The sequence below is a fragment of the Paenibacillus sp. oral taxon 786 str. D14 genome (assembly GCF_000159955.1).
Lineage (GTDB): Bacteria > Bacillota > Bacilli > Paenibacillales > Paenibacillaceae > Fontibacillus > Fontibacillus phoenicis.
In genome coordinates this window covers 48,122-74,570 of sequence record NZ_GG695987.1, presented here as the reverse complement: position 1 = coordinate 74,570, position 26,449 = coordinate 48,122, and the positions used below count along the sequence as shown (strand labels likewise).

Annotated in this window: 20 protein-coding genes; 6 read left to right on the top strand and 14 right to left on the bottom strand. The window is 55.8% G+C overall.

The window, feature by feature from the left end; genetic code table 11:
* Together tsaB and tsaE are read right to left on the bottom strand one after the other, a co-directional pair.
* On the bottom strand, positions 1 to 301 hold a 301-nt coding region (tsaB, locus tag POTG_RS17950; protein ID WP_036646103.1), incomplete at its 3' end, for a tRNA (adenosine(37)-N6)-threonylcarbamoyltransferase complex dimerization subunit type 1 TsaB.
* Complete coding sequence (gene tsaE, locus POTG_RS17945; protein WP_009226272.1) at positions 298 to 798, bottom strand: tRNA (adenosine(37)-N6)-threonylcarbamoyltransferase complex ATPase subunit type 1 TsaE; 501 nt, start codon at positions 796 to 798, stop codon at positions 298 to 300. The genes tsaB and tsaE, both read right to left, overlap by 4 nt.
* Positions 799 to 1,286: 488 nt before the next feature.
* Here tsaE and ku point away from each other — a divergent pair, with 488 nt between their 5' ends.
* A complete protein-coding gene (ku, locus tag POTG_RS17940; protein ID WP_009226271.1) occupies positions 1,287 to 2,261 on the top strand; it encodes a non-homologous end joining protein Ku in 975 nt (324 codons plus the stop codon).
* Positions 2,262 to 2,307: 46 nt separating this feature from the next.
* On the opposite strand, the gene POTG_RS17935 is transcribed toward ku, so the two are convergent.
* Complete coding sequence (locus POTG_RS17935; protein ID WP_009226270.1) at positions 2,308 to 3,255, bottom strand: ATP-dependent DNA ligase; 948 nt, start codon at positions 3,253 to 3,255, stop codon at positions 2,308 to 2,310.
* 228 nt (positions 3,256 to 3,483) lie between these two features.
* Here POTG_RS17935 and ligD point away from each other — a divergent pair, with 228 nt between their 5' ends.
* Complete coding sequence (ligD, locus tag POTG_RS17930; RefSeq protein ID WP_009226269.1) at positions 3,484 to 4,383, top strand: non-homologous end-joining DNA ligase; 900 nt, start codon at positions 3,484 to 3,486, stop codon at positions 4,381 to 4,383.
* 46 nt (positions 4,384 to 4,429) lie between these two features.
* Here the strand turns inward: ligD and cls are convergent, their stop codons facing one another.
* Complete coding sequence (cls, locus tag POTG_RS17925; protein WP_009226268.1) at positions 4,430 to 5,860, bottom strand: cardiolipin synthase; 1,431 nt, start codon at positions 5,858 to 5,860, stop codon at positions 4,430 to 4,432.
* A 180-nt stretch (positions 5,861 to 6,040) separates the two neighbouring features.
* On the opposite strand from cls, the gene POTG_RS17920 reads away from it, so the two are divergent.
* Together POTG_RS17920 and POTG_RS17915 are read left to right on the top strand one after the other, a co-directional pair.
* On the top strand, positions 6,041 to 7,039 hold the full coding sequence (locus tag POTG_RS17920) for a M23 family metallopeptidase (protein ID WP_009226267.1): 999 nt from the start codon (positions 6,041 to 6,043) through the stop codon (positions 7,037 to 7,039).
* Positions 7,040 to 7,071: 32 nt separating this feature from the next.
* Positions 7,072 to 7,488, top strand: a complete 417-nt coding sequence (locus POTG_RS17915) for a bactofilin family protein (RefSeq protein ID WP_009226266.1) — start codon at positions 7,072 to 7,074, stop codon at positions 7,486 to 7,488.
* A gap of 67 nt (positions 7,489 to 7,555) precedes the next feature.
* Here the strand turns inward: POTG_RS17915 and POTG_RS17910 are convergent, their stop codons facing one another.
* The 7 genes from POTG_RS17910 to POTG_RS17880 form a co-directional block, all read right to left on the bottom strand.
* The gene (locus POTG_RS17910; protein WP_009226265.1) at positions 7,556 to 8,326 is read right to left on the bottom strand and encodes an ABC transporter permease; all 771 of its coding nucleotides are present in this window, start codon (positions 8,324 to 8,326) and stop codon (positions 7,556 to 7,558) included.
* Positions 8,319 to 9,227 carry an ABC transporter ATP-binding protein gene (locus POTG_RS17905; RefSeq protein WP_157273505.1) on the bottom strand — a complete coding sequence of 303 codons (909 nt, stop codon included), beginning with the start codon at positions 9,225 to 9,227 and terminating at the stop codon, positions 8,319 to 8,321. Before POTG_RS17905 ends, POTG_RS17910 begins: the two co-directional genes overlap by 8 nt.
* 263 nt (positions 9,228 to 9,490) lie before the next feature.
* Complete coding sequence (locus POTG_RS17900; protein WP_009226263.1) at positions 9,491 to 11,362, bottom strand: ABC transporter ATP-binding protein; 1,872 nt, start codon at positions 11,360 to 11,362, stop codon at positions 9,491 to 9,493.
* Positions 11,359 to 13,167: an ABC transporter ATP-binding protein gene (locus tag POTG_RS17895; RefSeq protein ID WP_009226262.1), complete on the bottom strand. Its 1,809-nt coding sequence runs from the start codon at positions 13,165 to 13,167 to the stop codon at positions 11,359 to 11,361. The genes POTG_RS17900 and POTG_RS17895 overlap by 4 nt, the downstream gene beginning before the upstream one ends.
* A 143-nt stretch (positions 13,168 to 13,310) precedes the next feature.
* Positions 13,311 to 17,909, bottom strand: a complete 4,599-nt coding sequence (gltB, locus tag POTG_RS17890) for a glutamate synthase large subunit (protein ID WP_036646132.1) — start codon at positions 17,907 to 17,909, stop codon at positions 13,311 to 13,313.
* A gap of 504 nt (positions 17,910 to 18,413) precedes the next feature.
* The gene (locus POTG_RS17885; protein WP_009226260.1) at positions 18,414 to 20,603 is read right to left on the bottom strand and encodes a YhgE/Pip domain-containing protein; all 2,190 of its coding nucleotides are present in this window, start codon (positions 20,601 to 20,603) and stop codon (positions 18,414 to 18,416) included.
* A gap of 56 nt (positions 20,604 to 20,659) precedes the next feature.
* On the bottom strand, positions 20,660 to 21,247 hold the full coding sequence (locus POTG_RS17880; protein WP_009226259.1) for a TetR/AcrR family transcriptional regulator: 588 nt from the start codon (positions 21,245 to 21,247) through the stop codon (positions 20,660 to 20,662).
* Positions 21,248 to 21,557: 310 nt separating this feature from the next.
* Here POTG_RS17880 and POTG_RS17875 point away from each other — a divergent pair, with 310 nt between their 5' ends.
* A complete protein-coding gene (locus POTG_RS17875) occupies positions 21,558 to 22,739 on the top strand; it encodes an MGDG synthase family glycosyltransferase (protein ID WP_009226258.1) in 1,182 nt (393 codons plus the stop codon).
* Here POTG_RS17875 and thpR read toward each other — a convergent pair.
* Entirely contained in the window at positions 22,736 to 23,302 is a 567-nt protein-coding gene (gene thpR, locus POTG_RS17870; protein WP_009226257.1) for an RNA 2',3'-cyclic phosphodiesterase, read from the bottom strand. The genes POTG_RS17875 and thpR overlap by 4 nt on opposite strands.
* Positions 23,303 to 23,459: 157 nt before the next feature.
* On the opposite strand from thpR, the gene POTG_RS17865 reads away from it, so the two are divergent.
* The gene (locus tag POTG_RS17865; protein WP_009226256.1) at positions 23,460 to 25,157 is read left to right on the top strand and encodes a methyl-accepting chemotaxis protein; all 1,698 of its coding nucleotides are present in this window, start codon (positions 23,460 to 23,462) and stop codon (positions 25,155 to 25,157) included.
* 68 nt (positions 25,158 to 25,225) lie between these two features.
* Here POTG_RS17865 and POTG_RS17860 read toward each other — a convergent pair whose 3' ends face one another.
* Together POTG_RS17860 and POTG_RS17855 are read right to left on the bottom strand one after the other, a co-directional pair.
* Positions 25,226 to 25,690, bottom strand: a complete 465-nt coding sequence (locus POTG_RS17860) for a Dps family protein (RefSeq protein ID WP_009226255.1) — start codon at positions 25,688 to 25,690, stop codon at positions 25,226 to 25,228.
* Between the two features lie 255 nt (positions 25,691 to 25,945).
* Positions 25,946 to 26,326 (bottom strand): DivIVA domain-containing protein, encoded by a 381-nt coding sequence (locus POTG_RS17855; RefSeq protein ID WP_009226254.1) that lies wholly within the window; start codon positions 26,324 to 26,326, stop codon positions 25,946 to 25,948.
* Between the last annotated feature and the right edge of the window lie 123 nt (positions 26,327 to 26,449).

Here is a 26,449-nt window from a genome sequence, read left to right as displayed (position 1 = left end):
AGACCGGCAGCCGTAACGACCACGCCAAGGTTTTGGCGGTCGTTACGGCAATCCGGATCCCGGTGTAGGAGCCTGGCCCCACCCCGACGGCGATCCCGTCCAGATCCTGCTTGGCGAGCCCCGCCGCCTTCAGGCAATCTCCGATCGCCGTGACCAAATATGCCGAATGGTTCCGTTCGGCATGGATCGTTCGCTCGGCCAGCACGCGGCCGCCCTCCATCACCGCCACCGCCAGCGAAGAAGTGGCGGTGTCCAACGCTAACAGCCGCTGCGATGGCCGTATATTTTCATGTTCGTTCATGGCTCGGATACTCCAATCTCTTTCAGGGCCGGCCCCCATTGCTCATAGGTTGCCCCCTGCACGTTGATATGCATACGCCGCCCCGTGGCCGACACCGTCTCGATGTACATCCGCAGCACGTCCTCCGGGAGCAGTTCCTCAATCAAGCTGGCCCACTCCACCAGCGTCACGCCATTGCCGTAGAAATACTCGTCCAGCCCCAGCTCATCCGCCTCATCCAGCGACAGCCGATAGACGTCCATATGATAAAAAGGCAGCCTGCCCTCATACTCCTTAATTAAAGTAAAGGTCGGACTGTTCACGGTGTCCTTCACGCCGAGGTGCTTCGCGAACAGCTGGGAAAACGCCGTTTTGCCCGCGCCAAGATCCCCGTCCAGGGCGATCACCGTTCCCGGCTGTGCCAGCTTCGCCAACGCCTCCGCCAGCCGCTCCGTCCCCTGCAGATCCTCGGCTTCGTATACCCACCGCGCTGAGGTGCTGCCATTGTTTTGATCCATGCTCACTTTAGCTTACCACCTTTATCACGTTCCAACGAAATCGCCATTCCTTCGAGCACCTAAGCTGCCTAAGCTGACCCAAGAGCTGCCCCAAGCTCACCCCAGCTCCGCTAACGGACTGAGATGACCTTAACCACTGATTTCCCGGACATTTCCCGTGCTAACGGACTCAGGAGACGTTATTCCAACGTTTTGGAAGAATAAGCAGCCCAAATCCGGTAAATAAGGTCTTTCTTGTCCGTTAAATTCCAGAATTCCGTCCTGCAGGCAAATAGCGTCATTGGTGTCCGTTACAGTTCATGTCTCAAATCCTTGCTAGGCCTGTCCTCATTATATCGGTCCGCCGCACCCCCCGCAACCGCAGAGCACCGGAACGAAAGATTCACTAACCCTGCGTAAATAGAAAATAGATTTCAAACCATACTACGGAATAACAGCAATTTCGTAAGCGAGGATTTGAAGGAAGCGCATAGAAAGGGGTTTACACCATGCATACCGTCTGGAAAGGAGCGATCAGCTTCGGGCTGGTCCATGTGCCGGTCAAAATGTTTTCGGCCACCGAAGACAAGGACATCTCCATGAAATACATTCATAAAGTGTGCGGCAGCCCGATTTCGTATGTACGGCGTTGTCCGGCGTGCGACGTTGACGTGAATTGGGAAGACATTTCGCGCGGTTACGAATACGAGAAGGGCAAGTACGTCCTTTTTGAAAAAGAGGAACTGGAGCAGCTGTCCGCCCACGCTGAAAAAACGATCAACATCATCGATTTCGTGGATTTGAAGGAGATTGATCCGATTTATTTTCAGAAGACGTATTATCTGGCGCCGGACCAAGCCGGAGGGAACGCCTATCAGCTGCTGCTTGAAGCGATGCGTGAAACAGGAAAAATCGGAATCGCCAAAATCGCCATCCGCTCCAAAAGCAGCTTGGCCGCCATCCGCGTAATGGAGGGATGCTTGGCCATCGAAACGATCTTTTATCCGGACGAAATCCGTCCGATCTCCCAAGTGCCTAACTTACCGGAGAACATTCAAGTGAACGACAAAGAGTTGACGATGGCAAAAATGCTGATCGAGCAGCTGTCCACCCCGTTTGAGCCGGAGAAATACACCGACGACTACCGCGAGGGGTTACTGCATCTGATCGAGCAAAAAGTGGCCGGCGAGGAAATCAGTCTGGCACCGGCCAAACCGGAGACCAACGTCATCGACCTGATGGCGGCGCTGCAGGCAAGCATCGAGGCGGTGAGGCCGGTCGCGACCGATCCGGGTCCCGCCGCCGCTGCTCCGGCAAAGCGCACACGCAAGCCGGCCGCCAAAAAAGCAAAGACCGAGCCGGAAACCAAGCCTGCCGCAGGAAAGGCCAAAAAGGCCGGCACAGACAACGAAACCGTAACGCCAACCGTGGCGGTGAAGCCGAAGCCCAAACGCCGCACCACCACCAAGCCGGAGGCGAAATAGACCGAAGGCCGTCACCGTCACCACCTGTTGGTTCACCGGCCAGACGCTACATGCTTTGCTCCATATTACAAGCCTCGGGCGGGACATTCGCCCACCCTTGGATGATCGGGTGGCGCATCGTGCCGCCGGGCGTCCACTCCATGAACTGCACCTTTACAGTCAGGGCCGGCTGAATCCAGACGGCCCCTTTGATGCGTTCAGGGACGTTGGCAAACGGACGGTCCGGGATGATCAGCGGCTTCACGTTTTCGGTCAGGTCGCGCCAGTCCGCCACCTTCCATTTGCCACTGCCGGCATGGCCGATGTAGATAAACCGACCCTCCGGGTCGTACAAGCCCAGTAAAATGGCGTTCACCCCACCATCGCGATATGTCACCCCGCCGATGGCGGCATACAGGTCGCGGGCCAGCTTCTTCTTAACCCAGCGGGCATCCTTGCCTCCAAACGCATAGGTGCTGTCGAGCCGCTTCGAGACAATCCCTTCCCAGCCCCGTTGCTTCATCAAGTCGAATAACAGTTCTCCGTCCGCCACATTGGGGACAATCTGCACCCGCTCGGAGGGGATCACCAGCTCCTGCAACAGCTGCTGGCGATTCGCTAACGGCTCTCCGTTCACCCACTTGCCATCATAGTGCAAGATGTCAAAGATCATATAGATCGCAGGAATCCGCTGGGCTGCAAAGCCAATTTCCTGCTCCCGCCGCAAGCTGTCCCGCCGCATAATCTCGTGAAACGACGGCTTGCCGCCCGAGAGGGCAATCATCTCGCCGTCAAGAATCACCGAATGCGCCCGGCAAAACTCATGCGTATCGAGAAACTCCGGGTACTGCAAACTACGATCGTTGCCCTTGCGGTTAATCAGCTTGACCTCGCGGCCGTCATGATAAGTTAACATCCGCACCCCGTCCCACTTGACCTGGGCCACCCATTCTTCGCCTTGCGGAATCGTATCGCTGCGAATCGGTTCAAACGGTGTGATCGGTTTCCATTCCATGCGGCGCTCTCCACCTCCCCAGCTCCAATGTGCACAATCCTTGTCTTTACCTTCTCCAACCCCGAACCTCCGCTTGTTCCCCAGTTTGCCCCTGCCTCTCTTGAACCATTCCGGGCGTTAGTTCGCTCATAGTTTCCCCGTCCCCAGGCAAGCCTAGAACCAACAACCCTAAGCAGGGCGAACATCTTTCATCCGATTTTCATCCGATTTCAGCAAGGAGGAACCGTCATGCCCCGAACAATTAAAGGAACGATCACCGTCGAAGGTGAAGAGATTTCCGTCTCCAACCCGGATAAGCTGTTATGGCCCGAAGCCGGCATCACCAAGCGGATGTATTTGGAGAAGCTGGCCGAGCTGTCGCCTTACCTGCTGAAATATTGCCGCAACCGGCTGCTGACCACGATTCGTTATCCCGGCGGGATTCACGGCAAGTTTTTTTACCAGAAAAATGCCCCCGAACCGCTGCCGCCCTTCGTCCGCACCGCCGTTCACGAGAACATCAATTATGTCGTGCTTGACCGGCTGCCGGTGCTGCTGTGGCTCGGCAACCTGGCTTGCATCGAATTCCATCCGTCTCTGCATTATGCCGGAGAGGAGTTGCCGTGCGAATGGATGATTGACCTGGACCCCACGCTGGAGGACGAGCCGCGAATTATGGAGGCGGCCGCTTTGGTCGGGGAGATTTTGGCCTCGCTCGGCTTGCAATCCGTGCCGAAGACGTCCGGCGCTACCGGCGTGCAAATCATCGTGCCAATCGAATACGGCATCACCTTCGACGAGCTGCGGATGGTTGGACATTTCGTCGCCCGTTACGTCACCGAAAAACACCCCAACCTATTTACCATCGAACGGCTAAAAAAAGACCGCGGCGACAAAATCTACTTCGACTACTTGCAGCATTACGGCGGCAAGACGCTGGCCGCCCCCTATACCCCGCGCGCCCGGGCAGCCGCCAGCGTGTCGACCCCGCTGACCTGGGATGAGGTACGGCGGAACCCCAAGCCTGCGGATTTTAACCTGCTGAATATCGGTCAACGACTGAAGGAACGGGGAGATTTGCTCGAGACCATCCCTCCCCAGTCCCTCAAGCTGATCTTGCAGCATTTAAAATCCCCCGGCCGGTCTTAAACAAGGGAAGCCTTCGCTGCACAACGACAACGGCTGGCAACCTCCGCTACAGCAACGGCGACAACAGCCGCGCTAGCAGCTCAAGCAGCTTCTGCCCTTTCGGCCGCCGAGCGAATTCCTCAAACCGAATCGGGATCGAATCGGCCAGATCCTGCTTGAAGTCGCTCTCCAGCCGGGTGATCGTCCCCGGATCAAACAACAACGCCGTCATTTCAAAGTTATAAAAAAAGCTGCGCATATCCATGTTCGCCGTCCCCACCGAAGCGAGCAGGTCGTCGATGATCATCACTTTGGCATGAATAAAGCCCTTCGTATATTGAAAGAACTTTACCCCGGCCCCCAGCAGCTCCTCCACGTAAGACAAGGAAGCCAGCTTCACCAAGCGGCTGTCCGGATGGTAAGGCATGATGATGTTCACTTCGACTCCGCTTAATGCCGCCGTTTTCAGTGCGGAATATACGCTGGGGTCGGGAATGAAATAGGGCGAAGCGATCCAGATCCGGCGCTTCGCCACCGCAATCGAATTAAAGCACATTTCATGAATCGGGTTACGCGGCAAATTCGGGCCGCTGGTCAGGATCTGCACTTGCTCCTGCCCGGGCCCTTCATGGGGCGGAAACAGAGCAGGGTCCCCGAGATCCTGACCCGAAGCCAGCAGCCAATCCTCCAGGAAGGTGAGCTGCAAATAATAAACCGAATCTCCTTCCAGCTGCAGATGCGTATCGCGCCAGTACCCCATTTTTTCATAAAGGCCTAAATAGTCGTCACCCACATTAAGTCCGCCCACGAACCCGAACTTTCCGTCCACCACGAGGATTTTGCGATGATTGCGGTAATTGACCCGGCGGTTCCGCAAGGCGACCCGCGCTGGCAGAAAGAAGTAGACCTCCACCCCTGCAGCCCTCAGCCGCTCAATAAACGCATGCTCCAGCTTAAAGCTCCCCAGCCCATCGCAGATCATCCGGACCTTGACCCCTTCCTGGGCTTTCCGGATCATCACTTCTGCAAAGGCCGAGCCGATCATGTCGCTGCGGAAAATATAAAATTCAAGATGGATATGATCTCGCGCTTGCTCCATCCGCTCCAGCATGGCCCCAAACGCCGTTTCCCCGGCGGAATACACTTCCGTTTGGTTTCCGCCTGTGATCGGGTTTGCCGCATGATGCGTCAGCAGCTGATATAGCCGTTCCTGATGAAGCATTTCCGGGTTGCTCATCTCCTCCAAGCGAACCGGGCTTGCCAACTGGTCGCGCAGCAGCATCCGTAAGCTATGGAACGGGACGGGGCCCCGGTGCAGCAGTTTTTTGCGCTTCCTATAGTCCCGGGCCATGAAATAGTAGAGGACCGGACCCAAGGGAGGGCACAAAAACAAGATAAACAACCAGGCAACCGCCTTGGCGGGATTGCGGAATTCAAGCAGCAGGATCAGTGCGACGTGTACGATAAAAAGCAGTAAAATGCCAATCAGCCAGAGCATGCCTTCCACCCTCCCCTGCCATCATCATTAACCATCCGGGCTGCGGTTTATTCATGACAGATTTCGAAAATAACGGATCCCGCCGCACTTATATTAGACAGGACCTGTTTTTTTGACATGATTTAAGAATCATAGGAATAGATAAGTTATAGAACCAACGAAGCGTAGGGAGGGGATGCCATGAGGAGCGTAAGCGTACCGAATCCCAACCGGATGACGCTGCTTGTCCTTCGGGATGCCAGCCGGCCCGTCAAACAGATGCAAGTCTCCAAGCCGCTTGTCGTTGCCGTGCCTTTGCTGGCGCTGCTGTCCATTTCCGGGCTGATCGTCAGCCTGCAGGTTCATTCGGAACAGACCGTTTCCCGCCTGGAACATCAGCTGGAGCAGCAAACCCTAGCCTTTGAAGCGGTGGTGACCAACAAAGACGAAGCGATTCAGCGCTTGCAGAACGAAGTGATCTCTTTATCGAGCCAGTCCAAGGAAATGATGGACCGGATGGAGCGGGTAGCCGAGCTCGAAGCAGAGCTTCAGAAATTTATCGATAAATACGGAGAGGGGGATGCGAAGAATCTCGGCAAGCTGTCTTCGTTGTCCTGGGATGAGACGCTGGACGCTCTTGGGGACAGCGGGGTTGGCGGCGAGTTCATTGCCGTACATGACAACGAGATCGAGAGACTTGCAGCGAATACGCGAGACGAATTTGCCGCGATGAACGAAATGCTGGACGAGATGGAGAAGCACGTGCCGCTCACCTTGAAAAAAGCGAAGCAGACCCAATACTCCCTCTCCGGCACACCCTCGGAATGGCCCACGTTGTCCACGCGGCTAACCTCTAATTTTGGTTACCGCACCGATCCGTTTACCGGCCGAGCAGCTTTCCACGCGGGCATCGACATTGCCGGTAAAGTCGGGGACCCCGTGTATGCCGCAGCTGCAGGCAAGGTCGTTACCGCCACCCGGGACGGATCCCACGGCAAATACATCGTGATTGAGCACCCGGGCGGTCTGCAAACCTGGTACATGCATCTGAGCGACATCGATGTTTCCGTCGGGGATGAGGTGAAGAAAGGGGACAGCATCGGCAATCTGGGCAGCACCGGACGCAGTACCGGACCCCATTTGCATTTTGAGATCGTCAAGGGCGGCAAAGCCGTTGATCCGATGCCTTATTTGAAGTAATCCGCATGTGGAAAGGAAGTTGATGAAGCGCTATGTTCAAAGACAAGAAAGCCCCCCGTCTGACCGATACCCTGATCGGCCAAGGCAGCCTGGTAGAAGGCAAGCTGGAGTGCAAGTCCAATCTGCGTGTGGAGGGTCAAATCCATGGGGAGATCGACTGCCAGGGACAGATCATCATCGGCGAAACCGGCGAGGCCATGTCCAACATTAAAGGCGCCGATGTGATCGTCGCCGGCAAAGTCATCGGAGATGTCACCACTACAGGGAAACTCACAATCACCGCAAGCGGTCAAGTCGACGGCAACGTGGATGTGGCCAAGCTGATCATCGTTGAAGGTGGACTGCTGAACGGATCGAGCAAAATGGAACGGGTGGCCCCCGCCCCCACCCCATCGGCTTCTAGCGGCAAAGGCAAGGTCAAGAAAGCCGCGCGCCCCGAAGCAGGGTAAAACAAATCAGTCATAAAAGAAGCTCCCGCCAAATGAGAAAGGCGGGAGCTTCTTATCATTATGCAGCTTATGCAGCAACGTCACGCTTCTTGAATACGAGCCAGGCCACCGCCAGGAACAGCAGGACGTAGACCGCCAGCACCGTGATGGAGAAGCCCAGCGTCATCCCGGCCGGTCCGACCTGCCCCCCGCGATATTGGCCTAGATCCATATTGGTAAACAGCAGATATTTGGCCCAAGCATAACGCGACGGGTGGAACAACAACGTAAAGATGTTGCCCGCAAACAAGATGAAGAGCGACAGTCCGATGGCAATGCCGCTAGAGCGAAAGACCGTCGACAGCATAAACGAAAATGCTGCAATTACCAGCAAATCGATATAGCTGTACAGCAGACTTTCCAGAATCCGGCTCAGCGGGCTTGCCCCTAGGTATTGCGATGGCTCATTCGGGAAAATCAGGAACGAAACGGCCAGGGCGATGGCGAAAAATACCGCGCTCATCGCCAGCGTAAATAGCAGCACGGCCAGCAGCTTGGACAGCAGCACCTTCGTCCGCGTCCAAGGACGGATCAGCAGCAGCTTGATCGTTCCCCAGGTGAACTCACCGGCTACGATGTCAGCGGCAATAACGGCGGCATAGATGCTGACGAGATAATACAGGAAACTGAGTTGGTCCAAAGCGTCCCAGGCGCTCAGCCGCTGGCTGCCGCCGTCCAACGAGAACAGCACCCCAAACAGGATCGTCAGCAGGACAAGCAGCCCAAACATAATCCAGGTGCGAACCCGCCGGTAAATCTTCATGTTTTCGTTTTGGACCAGCGCGAGAAAATTATTCAATGTCCTTCCCTCCCGTCAGCTCCAGGAATTGATCCTCCAGCGAACGCGTCACCGCCTGGATGGCGTACACGTCAATGCCCGCCAAGACCAGCTTCGCGTTGATCTCCGCCGCAGCCTTCCGGTCGGCGGACACGATCAGCCGGCCGCCTTCGAGGCGAGCGCCTGCGATCAGCCCTACCGCGCGCTGCGGATCGCTTACGTCGAAGGCCGTCTCCTGCGCCCGGCCTTCGACGGCTTCCGGGTGCAGGGACTTGACGTCCACCAGCCGTCCCTGCTGGATAACCGCGACCGTGTCGCACATCAGCTCCATTTCCGACAGCAAATGGCTGGAGACAAACACGGTCGTCCCTTCCTCCCGCGCCAGCGCCCGCAGATAATCGCGGAGCTCGCGGATGCCCTGCGGGTCGAGCCCGTTGGTGGGCTCGTCCAGCACCAGCAGCTTCGGCCGATGCAGGATGGCCTGCGCAACCCCAAGCCGCTGGCGCATGCCCAGCGAATACGTCTTGACTTTGTCATGGATGCGGTTCTGCATGCCAACCCGCTCGACCGCCTCCCAGATCCGCTGTTTCGTGACCCCCGGAGACATGCGGGCGTAATGTAGCAAATTCTGGTACCCGGTCAGGAACTTGTACATCTCCGGATTCTCCACGATGGCGCCGACATGCGATATCGCCTCTTCGAAACGATCCTTAATGCTGGCCCCTTCGATCAGGATATCACCTTCCGATATCGACATCAGTCCGACCATCATCCGGATCGTGGTCGTTTTCCCGGCTCCGTTGGGACCCAGGAAGCCGTATACTTGTCCTCTCGGGATATCCAGCGTTAATCGGTCGATCAGCGTCTTGCTGCCGATGCGCTTGGTGACGTCCCGCATGCGTACGACGGGTTCCTGCGTCATCTCCATAGGATACTCCTCACTCTCTTTTCGAACTGTATCCCGTTAAATCAGGATAATTTCCCCTATTCTACCATAAGGCTTCCGTCAGCTAAAGCTCCGGGCAGTGATGAGGGACTGACAGAGGGCTGACATAGGTCAATCTACCCGGGTGATTCACCCGGACGATTTACCCAGGCGATCTACCGGAGATTGACCCGGGCCATAATGCCATCAGCCGCCCCCTTCAGACCTCCTGTTGGCGCTTTGGGCTGGGATTTGCAGTCTTATGCCCCGTCGGCCTGCGGCTCCTCGCCGTACCAAAGCTGGCGGAAGCTGGCGCTGGTGGCGAGCAGCTGCTCCGCCGTGCCTTCGGCTTCAATCGTGCCGTCCTTCAGCACGATGATATGGTCCGCGTGCGAGAGCGCGGCCTTGCGGTGGGACACCACGAGGCAGGTGGCCTCGCCTCGGGATTGGAACAACCGCTCCCACAGCTTCCGTTCGGTCTCGACGTCGAGCGCGCTCGACAAGTCGTCGAACACGTACAGCTGTGCCTCGCGCACGAGCATCCGGGCGGCCGCGGTCCGTTGGACCTGGCCGCCGGAGAGCTTGACCCCGCGCGGTCCGACCATCGTGTCGAGGCCGTGGGCGAGCTGCGCCACGTCGTCCTCCAGCACGGCGACGTGCAGCGCCTGCGTCAGGCTGCCCTCGTCCTCGGGCAGCCCGAGCAGGATGTTGTTCCGCAGCTTGTCGCTGTACAGGCGCGGGATTTGCGCCGTATACGCACTTTGCGGCGGAACAAAAAAGTCAGCCGGCGTACGGACGAGGCGGCCGTTCCAGCGGATCTCCCCGGCTTCCGCCGGCAGCAGGCCAAGCAATGCCCGCAGCAGCGTCGTTTTGCCGGAGCCGATCATGCCGGTCACGACCGTAAACGAGCCGCGCGGCAGCCACAGGCTGATGTTCTCGATGCCCCGGCCGGTCTCGGGATAGCGATACGTCAGTCCCCTTGCCTCCAGCAGCTGCAGCGGCTCCACCGGCAGATGGGCAGCCATCCGATGTGGTTCCTCCTGCACTAATGCGAGTGCCGACGGAGACGGCTCCAACCCCGAGCCGCTTAACGCCGTTGCCGCGCTCTTCGTCCCGTAGTCAGCATCGGACGCTCTCCGCTTGCCGATCCCGATGTATGCGGGAGCCGTCAGCAACTTGGCGGGGGCGCCTTGAAGCATGTGCTTCAAGCGGGAGAAGCTGATCGCCATCTGCTTATAAAACGTCATAAAGTTCCCAACGTTCGAAATCAACTGCGTGACAAAGGTTAAGTAATAAATGAACAGCGACAAGTCACCGACGGAAAACGAACCGCTCCGCATCTTGTAACCGGCCAACACCAGAATCAGTCCGGTACCGAGATTAACGGAGTTCGTAAACACAGAGGACAGCGATTCGGTAATCAGCTTATCCTTGACCATCATCTTCCGGCGCTCATCGCTCAGCCGTTCGAACCGCCGGACGATCCGCTCTTCGGCTCCCGCGACTTGAATCGCCTGCACGTTGGCGAACATCTCGCTGATAGAGCTGGTCACATTCGCCGTGGCAGTGCGGCTGGCAGCCCGGTACTTCTGAATGCGCGCTGTCGCGATTTGCGCCGCGGTCACAACCAGAATGAGCGGGACGAAGACGAAGAACGTCAGCTGCGCATCGATCGAAATCAAAATATAACTGGAAATGATCACAAAGCCCATCAGGCCAAACATATCCACCGACCAGCTCATCGCTTCTTCCGCTTGATCCACGTCGTCCCGGAAGTTGCTGATCGCTTCCCCCGGAGCGCAAGGAATTGCTTTGGCCCCGGGCTCCCGGAGCACATGGGCCAGCATATTCCGCCGCAGCAGCATGCTGATCCGGAATCGGTAGCTGCCATCTGTCCAGCAGCCTACAGCGATCATCGCGATGCGCGCCAGCGCCACGCCGATAAGCAACGCCGTTAGTCCCTCAACTCCGAATGGGAGGTTGGCGCTGCCTTCCAAATCATCGAAGAACGCCTTCGTAATCAGGCCCGGAAGCAGCGGGATCATATGAATGATCGTCCAGGAGAGCAGGTTCGCGATATAAAAAGCCGGACGATTCAGCAGCAATCTCCAGAAAAAATGCCGCGTGCTCATGCCAACACCTCCTCCAGGCCAACGGACAGCATCCGGCTAAACCGAGAACCGGGGTCAGCCGCCAGCTCTTTGCGTGGTCCATATTCCACGATTCGGCCATTCTCCAAAATAAGGATCTGATCGGCTCGCTGCACGGTTGATAAACGGTGCGCGATGATCATGCACGTCCGCGACTCCAGCAGCCGGGTGATCGCCGTCTCGATCCGGTTTTCGGTCAGCGGGTCGAGACGGGAGCTGGCTTCGTCCAGGATAACCAGCCCCGGGTTCGTCAGGAATACCCGAGCAAACGCCAGCAGCTGCGCTTCCCCAGCCGACAGACTTCCCCCTCCGGAGGAGAGCACTGTATCCAGTCCATCAGGCAAAGCAGCATACCACTCCTGCAATCCCAACTCATTTAACACCGCGATGATGTCCTCATCCCGTATGCTTTCATCAAACAGAGCCAGATTATCGCGAACGGTGCCTTCCATAATCTCGATGTTTTGCGTCACCATCGCCACCCCGCTCCGCAGCTCGTGCAGCTTGCACTCGCGGATGTCGATGCCCGACAGCTCGATCTTGCCCTGTTGGGGATCGTAGAAGCGCAGCAGCAGCCGCGCCAATGTAGATTTTCCGCTGCCAGTGCGGCCTAGCAAGCCGAGCGTTTCTCCCGGCTTCAGCATCAAATCCACCTCATGCAGTGTCGGCTCTCCGTCTTCCTCGTACGAGAACGTCAGGCGGTCGATTTTCACGGATAACGGCCCCTTCGGCAGCGGTGCGCCTGGACCGTCGGTAATCCGCGATTTCGTATTCAGCAGATCCCGGACGCGGATTAGACTGGCGTCGGCTTTTTGCAGATCATCCAGCTGGGTACGGATCTTCTCAATCGGCTGAGCCAGCAGCTCCGTGTAATAAAACACAAGGTAGATCGAACCGATCGTCAGCTCGCCCCGTCTCCACAACCAGGCGCAAACCAGAAAGGCGGCGGCATTGCCCAGAGCGAACACGAGAATCGTTGTCCCCCACATCATACCGAAGCCCACCGAGGCGCGAACGCGTACCGGCAGCATCCGCCGGGCCATGGCATAGAAGCGTTCCAGCACGTAACCGGCTGCCCCGTTCGCCCGGGTATCCTCGGTGCCTTCCAGCTGTTCGCCGATAAACCCGTAAAGCTCGGCATTTTGGGCACGCCACTTGGTCCACACCGGAACCGTAAACTCACGAATTTTCCGAATCATAAAGATGGCACCAACGACAAATAAGCTCATCGCTGCACCAATCCAGATGCTTTCACGGAACAGCAGCAACAGGATGCCCGTCATCAGCAGCAAATTGCCCAGCATATGGATCAGGAAGCTGGAGAAGAAGTTGGCCAGCGCGTTGACGTCGCCGTCCACCCGTTCAATCAAAGAACCGGAAGTGTTCGACTTGTGGAACGACATATCCAGCGACAGGCAATGTCTGACGAGGTCCGCGCGCAGCTTGTTTGTTGTCGTCCAGCCCAGGTTCTCGCTGAAGTAGGACGCGCACACCGATACGAGCTGTTGGATCAGAGAGAAGCCGATGAAGAGTCCCGCCGCGATATATAAAGGCTTTAAACTTCCATCCCCCTGCGCGGTATCGATAAAATAACGAATGACTTGCGGATTAATCAGCTGCAAAGCGATCGAGATCAACAGCAACGCAGCCATACTGAACAGCAGCTTGCGTTGCGTGAACACGTATTTCTCCAGCATTTCGAGATAATGCCCTAGAGGTCTCGTCCTTCGTTTGCCGCCTTGCGATGCAACAGTTTGTTCAGCCAAAGGCCGCTCCCCCTTTCCCATTCACTTCCTAATATTCTCCAAATCATATTACACGAAAAACGTATGTTCGCACAATCGGTTTATTTTTACCTAACAAAACCGCCCCGCAGTCTTGTTCAGACAACCGGGGCGGTCAACTTCCTCATTGCTATCGCTAAAATCTATTAGTTGTTGCCGGCACGGGCCAGCTCGCGCGCATTCGCTTCAAATGCAGCGAGCAGCGCGGCTTCACCCTTCAGCCCTTCATTTTCAACTTTACGGATTTGCTCCAACATCCGTTTGTAGTCCTTCGGAATGACGCGGACGAATTTCGGCAGGTACTCGTTCCAACGATCCAGCACGCGGCGTCCAACTGTACTATCCGTGTACAGGATGTGACGGCTGATTAACGTCCGCAGCTGATCGATTTCCGCCGGATCCTCCACCGACTCGAGCAGCACCATTTCCAGGTTGCAGCGGCCCGCAAAATCTCCGCTCTCATCAAGCACGTATGCGATCCCGCCGGACATCCCGGCTGCAAAGTTCCGGCCGGTTTCACCCAAGATGACAACCCGTCCGCCGGTCATATATTCGCAGCCATGGTCACCGACGCCTTCAACGACGACGTTGGCCCCGGAGTTCCGCACCGCAAACCGTTCCCCGGCAATCCCGCGGATGTAAGCCTCCCCGCTCGTTGCACCATAGAACGACGTATTGCCAATGATGATGTTCTCCTCTGGGACAAACGTTGCACGCGGCGACGGCTTCACAATCACCTTGCCGCCGGACAGCCCCTTGCCGGTGTAGTCGTTGGCATCGCCTTCGACGGTGAGGGTCATGCCTTTCGGGATAAACGCCCCAAAGCTTTGGCCCGCAGAACCTTCAAAATGGAACGTGATCGTATCCTCAGGCAGCCCTTGCTGTCCATAACGGCGGGTAACTTCGTAGCCTACAATCGTCCCGGTCGCCCGGTTCACGTTGCAGATCGGCAGCCGGGCGCTGACGGCTTCGCCGCGCTCCAGCGCAGGCAGAGCCAGCGGCAGCAGCTTCGTCATATCCAACGTCTCTTCCAGCCCATGGTTTTGCTGTTTCGTGCAATAGCGGCTGCTTCCTTCCGGAAGCTCCGGCATATGCAGCAACGAGCTGAGATCGACGCCTTTCTTCTTCCAATGATCCACCGCCTTCACCGCATCCAGGCAGTCGGTGCGTCCGATCATTTCTTCCAGTGTGCGGAAACCCAGCTCGGACATCCATTCGCGCAGATCCTCTGCCACGAAGGTCATAAAGTTGACAACGTGCTGCGGATCTCCGGTGAAGTTTTTGCGCAGCTCCGGATTTTGCGTGGCAACCCCTACTGGGCATGTATCCAGCTGGCATACCCGCATCATGATACAGCCAACCGCCACCAGAGGTGCAGTCGAGAAGCCAAACTCCTCAGCCCCAAGCAGTGCGGCGACAGCGAGGTCGCGGCCGTTCAGCATCTTGCCGTCGGTTTCCAGTACGACGCGGTCGCGCAGGTTGTTTAGGATTAGGGTCTGATGCGTTTCAGCCAGCCCCAGCTCCCACGGCAAGCCCGCATGGCGGATCGAGCTTTGCGGCGAAGCACCAGTGCCCCCGTCATAACCGCTGATCAGAATGACGTCCGCGCGGCCTTTAGCAACGCCGGCAGCAATCGTTCCGACGCCGGCCTCTGCAACCAGCTTCACGTTGATACGCGCCTTCGGATTGGCGTTCTTCAGATCGTAAATCAACTCCGCCAAATCCTCGATCGAATAGATATCATGGTGCGGCGGCGGCGAAATCAAGCCAACCCCCGGCGTGGAGCCGCGTACTTCCGCTACCCAAGGATACACCTTACGGCCCGGCAGCTGACCGCCTTCACCCGGTTTCGCCCCTTGCGCCATCTTAATCTGGATTTCGTCGGCGTTCACCAAGTAGTGCGATGTAACACCAAACCGTCCCGACGCCACCTGCTTGATCGCGCTGCGGCGCAGATCGCCGTTAGCGTCCGGCACATAACGCGCCGGATCCTCGCCGCCTTCGCCGGTGTTGCTCTTGCCTCCGATGCGGTTCATCGCGATCGCAATCGTCTCATGCGCTTCTTTACTGATCGAGCCATACGACATCGCCCCGGTCTTGAAGCGGCGCATGATCGAAGCAGCCGATTCCACTTCCTCCAGCGGCACCTTCGGCCCGACCGGCTTCAGCTCCAGCAAAGAGCGCAGCGTCAAATGTTTATTGTTCTCGCCTTGCACCAGCTCGGCGAATTTCTTATACAGTTTATAATCGCCCGTACGGACCGCCTGCTGCAGCAAATGCACCGTTTGCGGGTTGAACAGATGCTCTTCCCCGCCGCTGCGCCACTGGTATTCCCCGATGGAATCCAGCACCTTGTCATTGCCATCCTTATCGGTAAAGGCACGGAAATGATGGGCGAGCGTTTCGGCGGCCACTTCTTTCAAGCCAATGCCCCCGATCCGCGACGGCGTCCACGTAAAGTAACGGTCTACGAAGGAAGGCTCCAGGCCAACCGCTTCGAAAATTTGCGCCCCGCGGTACGATTGAATCGTCGAGATGCCCATTTTGGACAACGTTTTAACGACCCCTTTGGTCGCAGCTTTAATGAAGTTGTACACCGCTTTTTCATGCGAAATGCCCTGCAGCATCCCTTGAGCAATCATATCCTTTAACGATTCGAACGCAAGATATGGATTCACTGCGCTGACGCCGTAACCAAGCAGCAACGCAAAATGGTGTACTTCACGCGGCTCGCCCGACTCCAGCAGCAGGCTGACCTTGGTCCGCGTCTCTTCACGGATCAGATGGTGATGCAAGCAGGATACTGCCAGCAACGCCGGGATAGCCGCGTTCTCCGCATCCATATCGCGGTCGGACAAGATCAGGATATTATGGCCCTTGGCGATGACCCGATCTGCTGCTTCGCATAACGTATCCAACGCCTTGCGCAGCCCCTCCGCTCCTTCGGCAGCCGGGAACAGGATTGGAATCGTGATCGCTTTAAACCCTGGCCGGTGCAGATGGCGGATTTTCGCAAAGTCCTCATTGGACAGAATCGGCGAATCCAACCGGATTTGACGGCAGCTCTCCGGCTCCGGCTGAAGCAGGTTGCGCTCCGGCCCAATCGTCGTTGCGGTCGAGGTAACGAGCTCCTCGCGGATCGCATCGATCGGCGGGTTGGTAACCTGCGCAAACATCTGCTTGAAGTAGTTGTACAATCGCTGCGGATGTTCGGACAAGACGGCGAGCGGCGCGTCGTAACCCATCGAAGCGATATTTTCCTGACCGGTTAAGGCCATCGGCTCAAGCACCTTCCGCAGGTCTTCATACGTATAGCCAAACGCCATTTGACGGCGCGCAATGTCTTCATGACTCTCCGGCGGCAGCTCTTTCGCTTCCGGCAGATCTTCCAGCTCAACGAGATGCTCGTTCAGCCATTCACGGTACGGATGCTCCTTCGCGATGGCGGATTTCACTTCCTCGTCGGAAATGATCCGGCCTACCTGCGTGTCGACCAGCAGCATCCGGCCCGGACGCAGCCGGTCCTTATAGAGCACATTCTCCGCCGGGATATCAAGCACGCCAACCTCCGAGGAGAGGACGATCAAGTCGTCCTTCGTTACGTAATAACGCGATGGACGCAAGCCGTTCCGGTCCAAAATCGCCCCAATCTGGATCCCGTCGGTAAAGCCCATCGCCGCAGGCCCGTCCCATGGCTCCATCATCGTGCTGTGGTATTCGTAAAACGCCTTTTTGTCCGGGTCCATGTCGTCCCGGCCAACCCAAGGCTCAGGCACCATCATCATCGCTACGTGAGGCAGGGAGCGTCCGCTCAAGTACAGGAATTCAAACGTATTGTCGAACATCGCCGTATCCGAGCCGTCCGGATTGATGATCGGTTTTACCTTTTCCAAATCGTCGCCAAACTTCTCGCTCTTGAACATCGACTGACGGGCATGCATCCAGTTCACGTTGCCGCGCAGCGTATTAATCTCGCCGTTGTGAATCATAAAGCGGTACGGATGCGCCCGCTCCCAGCTTGGGAACGTATTCGTACTGAAGCGCGAGTGCACCATCGCGATAGCCGATTCCAGTCTCTCGTCCCGCAAGTCGAGGTAGAATTGCCCGACCTGCTCCGTGGTCAGCATCCCTTTGTAGACTACTTTCCGGCACGATAAGCTGGGTACGTAAAAAGCATCCCCTTGCTCGGCGCCGCTATAGCGGATCGCGCGTTCAGCCCGGCGCCGGATCACGTACAGCTTGCGCTCAAAGTCCAGATCCTCCTTCAGATCTGCGGAACGCTCGATAAAAATCTGGCGGACGAACGGTTTAGCCGCTTTGGCCGATTGGCCCAGCATATCGTCGCGAGTTGGCACCGTACGGAAGCCAAGGACGCGTTGTCCTTCCTCCTCGGCGATACGCACGAGCTCTTCCTCCTGCTTAGCCCGAACCGCTTCGTCATGAGGCAGGAACAGCATCCCAACGCCATATTGTCCTGCCTCCGGCAGTGTAAATCCAAGCTTTGCTGCTTCAGCGGCAAAAAAACGGTGCGGGATTTGCAGTAAAATACCTGCGCCATCCCCCGAATTCGGTTCGCTGCCTTGGCCGCCCCGGTGTTCCATATTCGCCAGCATGGTCAGCGCTTGGCTGACGATATCATGGGAGGCTTTCCCTTTGATATGAGCCACGAAGCCCATGCCGCAAGCGTCTTTTTCGAAAGCGGGATCATAGAGTCCCTGCTTGGGAGGTATAACGGTATGTTTCATCATCTGACGCAACCTTTCTATTTAGAGGTAGTTCAAACATCATTAGCGAATAGAATGGATCAGTCCCTATGTCCTGCGACTACGCCGGATAAGCCCGGTTCAATCTTTCTTTTTATTCTAACGGAAAATGTCACATCTGTTTTTGCATTATATTCTCTTTATTTTGCACTATTGATTAGAACTTTTAGGCCGTGACAGGGCGGTTTTGCCACGAAAGCGTCACCATATGAAGACGTGTGGTTGTCTCTGCGTGTCTATTTGCACCATTATCCCTTTTTTTAAGGGGTAGGAGCGAACCTGTTGCCCGTTGCTCCTAAGGTCCGTAACCCGATCGGGAACTTTACTATAGAGTTTATGTCCCGGTAAAGAATGTGTCCCGGCCAAACTCGACTGATGATTCGGGATCATCCTGCAAAAGGCTCGGCTCAGGGATATCTACCCACCTACAAAAAAGATCCGCCCTCCGGAATTCCAGAGAGCGGATCTTCTGTAATCATGATTTGATTAGTGCGACTGTACGCTCAGGTTGGCTTCAGGACTGCGTTCTGTACTGCGTTCGTGGCGCAGGAAGTACACCAGCGTAAACGCCAGAAATACAACGCCAAACGCAACCAACCATCCGATGTTTTCCCAAGCCACCGGCATATCGCCGGTGGAGATGACCGCCTTGAAGCCTTTGACGCTGTACGTCATCGGCAGGATCGGGTTGAAGGCTTTCATCCAGTTCGGAATCAGTTCGAGCGGGAACGTTCCTGCGCTGGTCGTCAGTTGGAAAATCAGCATCAGGATCGCCAAGAACCGTCCCGGGTTCTCCATCCAGGTTACAAGTGCTTGAATGATCAACATGTAGCACAAGCTGGTGACAAAGGCGAAGAGATAGAAGAGCGGAACGCTCTTGACCTCAAGCCCCAATCCGTAAAGAACCAGTGCAGACGCCAGCAAGGACTGTATCAGACTCATGCCGGCAAAAGTCAGCGTACGGCTTACGAAGCGGCTCCAGCCGCTGGCTTCCGCCACCGAAGTGCCTCTGACCGGCACAACCAGCGTCGAGATCAGCGCCCCAACGAACAGGCCCAGCGACAAGAAGTATGGTGCAAAGCCGGTGCCGTAGTTAGGTACTTCATTAACCTTCTGCTCGTTGATCTCAATCGGCTGAGCATACATGTTCACAAGCGCATCGGTTTTCTTCACGCCGGAGGTTTGTTCTGCGGCATCGGTCAGCTTCGAAGCCAGCTCGCCCGAGCCTTCTGTCAGTTGATCCATGCCGTCCTTCAGTTCACCCGCACCTGCATCCAGCTGCTTCGAGCCGTCCGCCAGCGTGCCTACGCCGCCAGACAATTGCTCAACACCGCCGAGCAGTTGTTTGGCGCCTGCGCTCAGCTGTCCGGCACCGCTTGCCAGCTTCTTGCCGCCAGCCGCCGCTTCCGACAGCTTGCCGCTAAATTGCTCCAGGCCGCTCGCCAGCTTCTCTTGTCCGGCGTTCAGCTCGGTCATGCCTTGCAACAGCTGCTCTTGGCCCGCCGTTAATTGCTGCCCGCCTTGAACCAACTGCTGCTGGGCGCTGTGTAGGTCTTGGCTGCCTTTCAGCAGCTGCTGATTCCCTTGGTGCAGCTGCTCGCTGCCTTGGGCGACCTGCTTGCTGGCCGCGATCAACTGCTGAACCGCCGCGTTCTTCGCCAGTTCCGGATTCGCTTGGGCCAGCTGTTCCAAGCCTTGCGCCACGCTGTTCGCCCCTGCGGCTACCTTCTCGCTTCCTTGCACCGACGCTTCCAGGCCGGATTGCAGTTGGGCGCTGCCTTGTTCAGATGCGGTCAAGCCAGCTTCCAGCTTCTTCGCGCCTTCCAGCGACGATTGAAGGCCTGCCTGCAGCTTGGTACCGCCTTGATGCGCTTGCTTTGCGCCAGCTTCCAGCTGTTGGCTGGCCGCTTCCAGCTGCTTCAAGCCGCTGGCGAGGCTGCCAGCACCGTCCTTCACTTCATTGATGCCTTGATATAACGACTGCGTACCTTTCTCCAGAGGCGCTACGCCGTCTTCGAGTTTCATCGTGCCGGCGACGAGCTTCGCCAGATTTTCTTTCAGCTTCTTGGTTCCGTCGTCAAGCTTGGCCGCCCCTTCGTTGAGGGTGCTGGCCCCGTCGCCCGCCTCACTGAGGCCGCCGGAGATTTTCTCCACTTGGTCAAACAAGGTTTCCGTATAGGCTTCCGTCACTTTGGCGGACACTTTCGATTTGATCTCTTTCACAGCCGTACCGCCGATTTGCGCGGCCAGGAAGTTGTAACCTTCGTTTGGCTCAAAGATCAACTGAGCCGGCGACGGATTTTCATCCATCAATGTGGTCGCTTGTGAAGAGAAATTGTCCGGAATGATGATCGTCATGTAATACTCATTATTCTTCATCCCGGTTTCCGCTTGCTCGCGGGTGACGAACTTCCATTGGAAGTCGTCGCTCTTCTTCAGTTCGGCAACGAGGTCCTCGCCGACCTTCAGTTCCTTCCCCTCGTATTGCGCGCCCTGATCCTCGTTCACCACCGCTACCGGCAGCTCGTTCATCTTCCCGTACGGATCCCAGAAGGCCGTCAGGAACATGCCGCTGTACAGTACGGGAATGAACAGCACAACAAGAATCGGGATGAACACTTTAGGATTTTTAAAGGTGGCTCCCATATCCTTGAAAAATACACTTAATGATTTCATTTTTGCTTTCTCTCCCCTTGGTGGCTTCTTTCTCTAAATTGTTGAATGTAGTTCCTTTAAACTTCCCTTGGCAGAAGCAGGCCTCCAGCCAGAAAATCGCGGATAAACTCCTTGATTTGTTCTTTGCTCAAAGGCGGATTATTCTTGTTCCAGTCCGAGGTTAATGCGATATAGAGCTTAAACACAACGAAAGCGAGCAGCTTGGGATCATACGAGCGGATCTCTTGCCGCTCGGCCGCCCGGGACAGATGGCGCTCCAGATATTCCAGAATCGCGTGTTCGATCTGCTCCAATCCCTCCTTCGCTTTCGGAGTGCCGAAGTCGCGAACCTCTTGGGACAACTTGATGAGGAGCTCATGCTCACGGCGGAATTCCAGCAGCGCATCCATCGCCCGATGCAAGTTCTCAAAGAAGGGCTTCTCCTCGTCAATCTCCGGCTCGATGACCCGCTTCATCTCCATAATGACGGAACGCAGAATTTCATCGAACAACTCCTCTTTGTTCGTGAAGAAGGTGTAGATGGTTCCCTTTGCCACATTTGCTATTTTCGCCACTTGGTCCATCGTCGTCGCTTTGTAGCCAAATAAAGCAAAGGACTTTTCTGCTGCTTCGATGACGAGTTTACGGCGATCTACCACAGCCATTCATGTCACCTCCCTGCGCTTGGAATAATGGAAAAACATTTCCCGGCCAAAAAATGACTAAAATTCATTTTCGGTCATTTGGTCAATTCATACTTTACTCCTTTCGCTTCAGAAATGCAAGATGTTTTTTTCAGAATTTTTCATTCACTTTCACCAGCTTGTTCCAAGGCCCTTTTCCCTTGATTCTCCCCGACCTAGGTCCAGTGGGTCGACCCGTCCCCAGCCCCTTTAAACCGGAATATAAACAACATAAACTTAGTATTAGGAAGCAATGAATCGGAACGATCTAATAGAAGCAGGTGATATCCTCATGCGAAAAAGAAGAGTGTTGATCCTATCGGAAGGCTTTGGAAGTGGACATACGCAGGCCGGACATGCGCTGGCGGCCGGACTGAAGCGGAAAAACCCGCAAATCCAGACGAAGGTGCTGGAGCTGGGCTCGTTTCTGAATCCGACGGTGGCGCCCCTAATCCTATCCGCGTATCGGATGACGGTAAATACGAGCCCTGCGTTGGTAGGCCTTTTTTATAAGCACAAGTACGAGAAGCCGGTAGGCAAGTTTGCCCGTTTGGCCTTGCACAAAATGTTCTATACCCACGCGGCCGAAGTCATCGCGCAGCTTCAGCCAGATCTGATCGTCTGCACGCATCCGATTCCCAGCGCCATCATGTCCTACCTGAAGCTCACTTCAGATCTGAACGTGCCGCTGTGCACGCTCATCACGGATTACGATGCCCACGGTTCCTGGATGAGTCCCGGTGTGGATCGGTACCTCGTCTCCGCCCCTGAGGTCAAAGCTCTGCTCGTGCAGCGCGGGGTAGCCCCCTCCAAGGTGCAGGTGACAGGCATTCCCGTGCACCCGGATTTCTGGAGCAAGCAAGAGAAGGCGTCCGCCCGGGAGGAATTGGGGTTAAAGAATATGCCCACTGCCCTTGTCATGGGCGGCGGCTGGGGATTGCTGCTTCGTGAGGAGCTGCTGGACAAACTGGCGGCTTGGCGAGAGGAGATCCAAGTCGTCTGCTGCACCGGCAGCAACGAGAAGCTTGCTGCTCGACTACGTGCGCATCCGGCCCTTCAGCATCCAAACATGAAGGTGATCGGGTTCACGCGGCAAATCGGCAAATGGATGGATGCCTCCGACCTTCTGATTACCAAACCCGGCGGAATGACCTGCACCGAGGGAATGGCCAAAAGCATCCCGATGTTGTTCTTTGAGTCGATCCCAGGTCAGGAGGAGAAGAATCGCGAATATTTCGTTCAGCACGGCTATGGGGCTGAGCTGACTTCACCGGACGTGCTGGACGTATGGTTTGAACAAATCCGCAATCGACACGCTTCGGATCTTCAACCCGGACCGGAGCCTGCCTTGCTGCAACCCAGCTATCAGCCTGACCGCTGTGCAGAAGCTGTCCTTCATCTGCTGTATCAGGCAGCCGCTCCGGTCCGCGTACGCCTGCAGACGGCCAGCCCTGCCGAGCAGCAGGCCAACTAAGTCAGCAGCGCAGATCCAACCACCTCATACATCGGACGCTTGTGCATATGCGTCCGATAGATGACCAGACGATCGGCCCTCCAGCTGCCGAATTCCGGTTGGGTCTGCAGCGCTGCAGGATCTAATCTGGCCCCTTCTCGATATTTCCGGGCCAACGTAATATGCGGGCTGAAGCGCCGTTCCTCCGGCACAAAGCCGAGTGCCCGGTTCTCCGACGTCACCCGGCTGTGCAGGCTCTCCAGCCCGGCCACCTCACCGCGGACGCCAGCCCATAACACGCTGGGACTTGCCGGACGTCCAAAGGTACCAATCCCCGCCGCTTCCAATTCCAGCGGGCCCATCCCCTTTGCTGCCCGCGATAATGAAGCCAGCAGCTCGTCCAAACGCCCCGGAGCCGTATCTCCCAGAAACTGCACGGTAATATGGTAGTCTTCGGCATGTACCCATTTTTTGAAATCCAATCTCGTTTTTTGCTCGCTGCACCACTCCTCCAGCTTATACTTGACCTCTTGCGGAAGAGGGATGGCGATAAATAATCTCCATTTTTCTTCATTTACTGACATGACTCGTCACCTTTTGTGATATTTTTCTCACTTTTTTCACTTGTTTCGACAATTAGAAGTGCGATTAGTTACATCCAGCGCATCGATTCTCTATATAATGTGTCTTAGTGTTGCTGGCATATACAGTCTTCAAGCCTATGGGGATTGGAGATGGAATATGAGTTTTGCTCAAAAAATTACCTCTGTTCTGATCGGACTACTGCTTCTAGTTGGTTTGCTGATCGGGATATTTGCTTATCAAACAACGTATCGTGAGGTCGAGACATCCGTCGGTATTGAAACGGTGGGCTGTGCCAATATTACCACCGGGCTTGTAGATCCGGAAGCGGTTGCCCGTCTTGCCTCCGGAGACCGTACCGGCCTTGCGGAGCTGGAGAAACGATTAAACTGGACGGTAGAGCATAAGTCGTTGTTTAAGGAAGTGTTTTTGATGTCGCTGGACGGCACCATTCTTGCGGCTGACCAGAACCTCAAAAGCCGGGGATATCAAGCGGGAGACGCTTTTTATTTCAATGATCAGGACCGGGACATGATTCTTGAGATGAAGCATCCTGTGTATACCAAGGTCTATTCTTATGACGGCGTGAAGCTGCTCAGCGGTTACGGCCCGATCTACATAAATCATGACCCCGACCAAGAGATCATCGGTCTAATGGTCATTAACTTCGACGCCTCGATCATCGGGGAGAGAACTCGCGACATCCTGCTCCTGCCTTTTATCATCGGCATCGTTGTCCTGCTCGCCGCAGTTGTTTTCGTGTACTTCTTTATCCACCGGATGATTCGGCCGCTGGAAACGTTGTCCCGGCAGGTGGAGCGGGTTGCCGAGGGCGATTTGACCGTACAGACGAACGTGCTTCAAGGTCAGGATGAAATCGGCAAATTAACGCAAAATTTTGCGAAGATGGTGGGCAGCTTGCGGCAGTTGATCACCGAGGTGAACGTCACTTCGATGCAGGTGGCCTCGTCCTCGGAGCAGCTATCCGCGAGTGCACAGCAAACCGGAAAAGCGGGTGAGCAAGCGGCTGAAATTACCCAATCCCTTGCCGAAGGTGCGGAGCGACAACTTACGAACCTGGAAACCGGGGCGACCATGCTGCGTGACATGTCCGATCGGATTGGGCAGATCGCTCGCCATGCCGAAAGCGTCTTAACATCGGCGCAGCAGGTCTCCGCCGCATCAAACCAAGGGGAACAAGCCATCCAGTCCAGCGTAGAGCAAATGTCCACCATGGAAGCCAAAATCGTTCAGCTCTCTGCGATCATTGAGGAGCTGGGCAGCCGCTCCAAAGAAGTGCAGAGCATCCTGGACATCATGACCGACATCGCCGCCGAAACCAACCTGCTCGCGTTAAATGCTTCAATTGAAGCGGCCCGCGCCGGAGAATACGGCAGCGGATTTGCCGTAGTCGCCTCCTCGGTCCGCAAGCTGGCGGAACGTTCCGCAGCCTCGGCGAAGCAAATTAGCGAGCTGATCACCCACATCGTTGGGCAGGTAGAGCTCACCGGCAGCGCAATGGACGAGACCGTCCGTGAAACGAAGCGAGGCGTCGAGCTGGTGCGCAGCGCCGGAGCTTCTTTTACCGACATCGCAGCCTCGTCGGAAATTACCGCTGCATCGATCGCTGATATCAGTGAAGCGGTTCGGCTCCTGTCCGACAACTCGCAAAGACTGGTGCAGTCGATTGACGAAATCGTGCGGTTTGCGGGCCATACGGCGGTCGGCGCACAGGACATGTCCTCATTCTCCCAGCAACAGTTGGCTGCTATGGAGGAGGTTGATGCTTCCGCCAGCTTCCTGTCCGGTCTAGCCGAACGGCTTCATACGATGATCGAACGCTTTAAAGTGATGTAAGTTGCTAAAAAGACCTTGCCCAGCAAGAAGGCTTGCTGGGCAAGGTCTTTCATGTATCCGCCAAGGACTTATTTGCCAAGGTAGGCGTTCAGCATCCAGCGGTGTTTCTCCAGCGAGGAGACGATGCCGAGCAGCAGATCGCTCGTGGCTTCATCTTCCGCTCTTTCTGCCGCTTCCATGCCTTCCTTCAGCTCGCTGTCCAATTTCGCAAAATCCGCTACGATGGCTGCTACCATTTCATCAGCGCTTTCCTTGCCGCTGGCTTCGGAGATGCTGGCCGTCGCAAGGGCTTCGCGCAGGGTTGCGATCGGTGTGCCGCCAATGGCCAGCAGACGTTCGGCAATATCATCGATATAACCAGCCGCTTCGTTATAAAGGGCTTCGAATTTCTCATGAAGCGTAAAGAAGTTTGGACCTTTCACGAACCAGTGGAAATTGTGCAGCTTCGTGTACAGGACCGTCCAGTTCGCGATTTGCAGGTTCAGTTGTTTCTGCAGTTCTTGATTTGCTTGAGTTAAGGTTTGGTTTGCCATAGTGAATTCCTCCATTCAACATATCAGTTATTTGATAAGCCATTGTGACAAATACCTAAAACTTGAACTAACTTAAATTTAGACTAAATCTAAATCTTGTTTATATCATACCACTCCACTTTTAGATATGCAACCATCATTTTCATGAATATTGCATGAAATTCCAACAAGCATCAGGTTTATTCTGCACCTCTTCCGCCCTTCATATACAAAAGAACCGAACCGGTACAGTCCTCCGGTTCGGTTCTACTCCATTTACCGCTCGCCGCGCAGATGCAGCTTAAATTGCTCCAGGCTTCGCTCCACTTGGCGAATGCCGTCCTCCACCAATCTGCGATCCACCGCATTTTCCAAATCAAAGGAAGGCCTGCGGGCCAGAGCCTTCTTCTCCTCTTCCCAATACGCTTGCCGGCGCTGGATTTCTTTATATTTGTCCAGCAGATCGGTAATAATATCGTAGAAGCGTTCATAATCAACGATAATGTCATCCAGGAAGCGATCGACTTCCTCCTTATCGTAGCCCCGCATTTTGGCGTCAAAATCTTTTTCGTGAATGGAGAGCGCATCCAGCTTAATCCCTAATTGCCGAAATAAGCTTTTCTGGTCTTCCAGCTTGCGCGCGTAATCGTCTTGCATTCCAAATCCCTCCGTACCTGCCTAAAAGGTTATCCAACGCAGTTAATCTGCAAAAGCAGTCGTATCTACTCTAATGTACCACATTATTGCCCTTTCGTTCATCTTCACGTTATGATGCGGGTG

What these genes read in the sequence shown, in the direction of transcription:
- tsaE (WP_009226272.1), bottom strand. Translation starts at nt 798, where the DNA reads ATGGATCAAAACAATGGCAGCACCTCAGCGCGGTGGGTATACGAAGCC.
- ku (WP_009226271.1), top strand. Translation starts at nt 1,287, where the DNA reads ATGCATACCGTCTGGAAAGGAGCGATCAGCTTCGGGCTGGTCCATGTG.
- POTG_RS17935 (WP_009226270.1), bottom strand. Translation starts at nt 3,255, where the DNA reads ATGGAATGGAAACCGATCACACCGTTTGAACCGATTCGCAGCGATACG.
- ligD (WP_009226269.1), top strand. Translation starts at nt 3,484, where the DNA reads ATGCCCCGAACAATTAAAGGAACGATCACCGTCGAAGGTGAAGAGATT.
- cls (WP_009226268.1), bottom strand. Translation starts at nt 5,860, where the DNA reads ATGCTCTGGCTGATTGGCATTTTACTGCTTTTTATCGTACACGTCGCA.
- POTG_RS17920 (WP_009226267.1), top strand. Translation starts at nt 6,041, where the DNA reads ATGAGGAGCGTAAGCGTACCGAATCCCAACCGGATGACGCTGCTTGTC.
- POTG_RS17915 (WP_009226266.1), top strand. Translation starts at nt 7,072, where the DNA reads ATGTTCAAAGACAAGAAAGCCCCCCGTCTGACCGATACCCTGATCGGC.
- POTG_RS17905 (WP_157273505.1), bottom strand. Translation starts at nt 9,227, where the DNA reads ATGACGCAGGAACCCGTCGTACGCATGCGGGACGTCACCAAGCGCATC.
- POTG_RS17900 (WP_009226263.1), bottom strand. Translation starts at nt 11,362, where the DNA reads ATGAGCACGCGGCATTTTTTCTGGAGATTGCTGCTGAATCGTCCGGCT.
- POTG_RS17895 (WP_009226262.1), bottom strand. Translation starts at nt 13,167, where the DNA reads ATGGGAAAGGGGGAGCGGCCTTTGGCTGAACAAACTGTTGCATCGCAA.
- gltB (WP_036646132.1), bottom strand. Translation starts at nt 17,909, where the DNA reads ATGAAACATACCGTTATACCTCCCAAGCAGGGACTCTATGATCCCGCT.
- POTG_RS17885 (WP_009226260.1), bottom strand. Translation starts at nt 20,603, where the DNA reads ATGAAATCATTAAGTGTATTTTTCAAGGATATGGGAGCCACCTTTAAA.
- POTG_RS17880 (WP_009226259.1), bottom strand. Translation starts at nt 21,247, where the DNA reads ATGGCTGTGGTAGATCGCCGTAAACTCGTCATCGAAGCAGCAGAAAAG.
- POTG_RS17875 (WP_009226258.1), top strand. Translation starts at nt 21,558, where the DNA reads ATGCGAAAAAGAAGAGTGTTGATCCTATCGGAAGGCTTTGGAAGTGGA.
- thpR (WP_009226257.1), bottom strand. Translation starts at nt 23,302, where the DNA reads ATGTCAGTAAATGAAGAAAAATGGAGATTATTTATCGCCATCCCTCTT.
- POTG_RS17865 (WP_009226256.1), top strand. Translation starts at nt 23,460, where the DNA reads ATGAGTTTTGCTCAAAAAATTACCTCTGTTCTGATCGGACTACTGCTT.
- POTG_RS17860 (WP_009226255.1), bottom strand. Translation starts at nt 25,690, where the DNA reads ATGGCAAACCAAACCTTAACTCAAGCAAATCAAGAACTGCAGAAACAA.
- POTG_RS17855 (WP_009226254.1), bottom strand. Translation starts at nt 26,326, where the DNA reads ATGCAAGACGATTACGCGCGCAAGCTGGAAGACCAGAAAAGCTTATTT.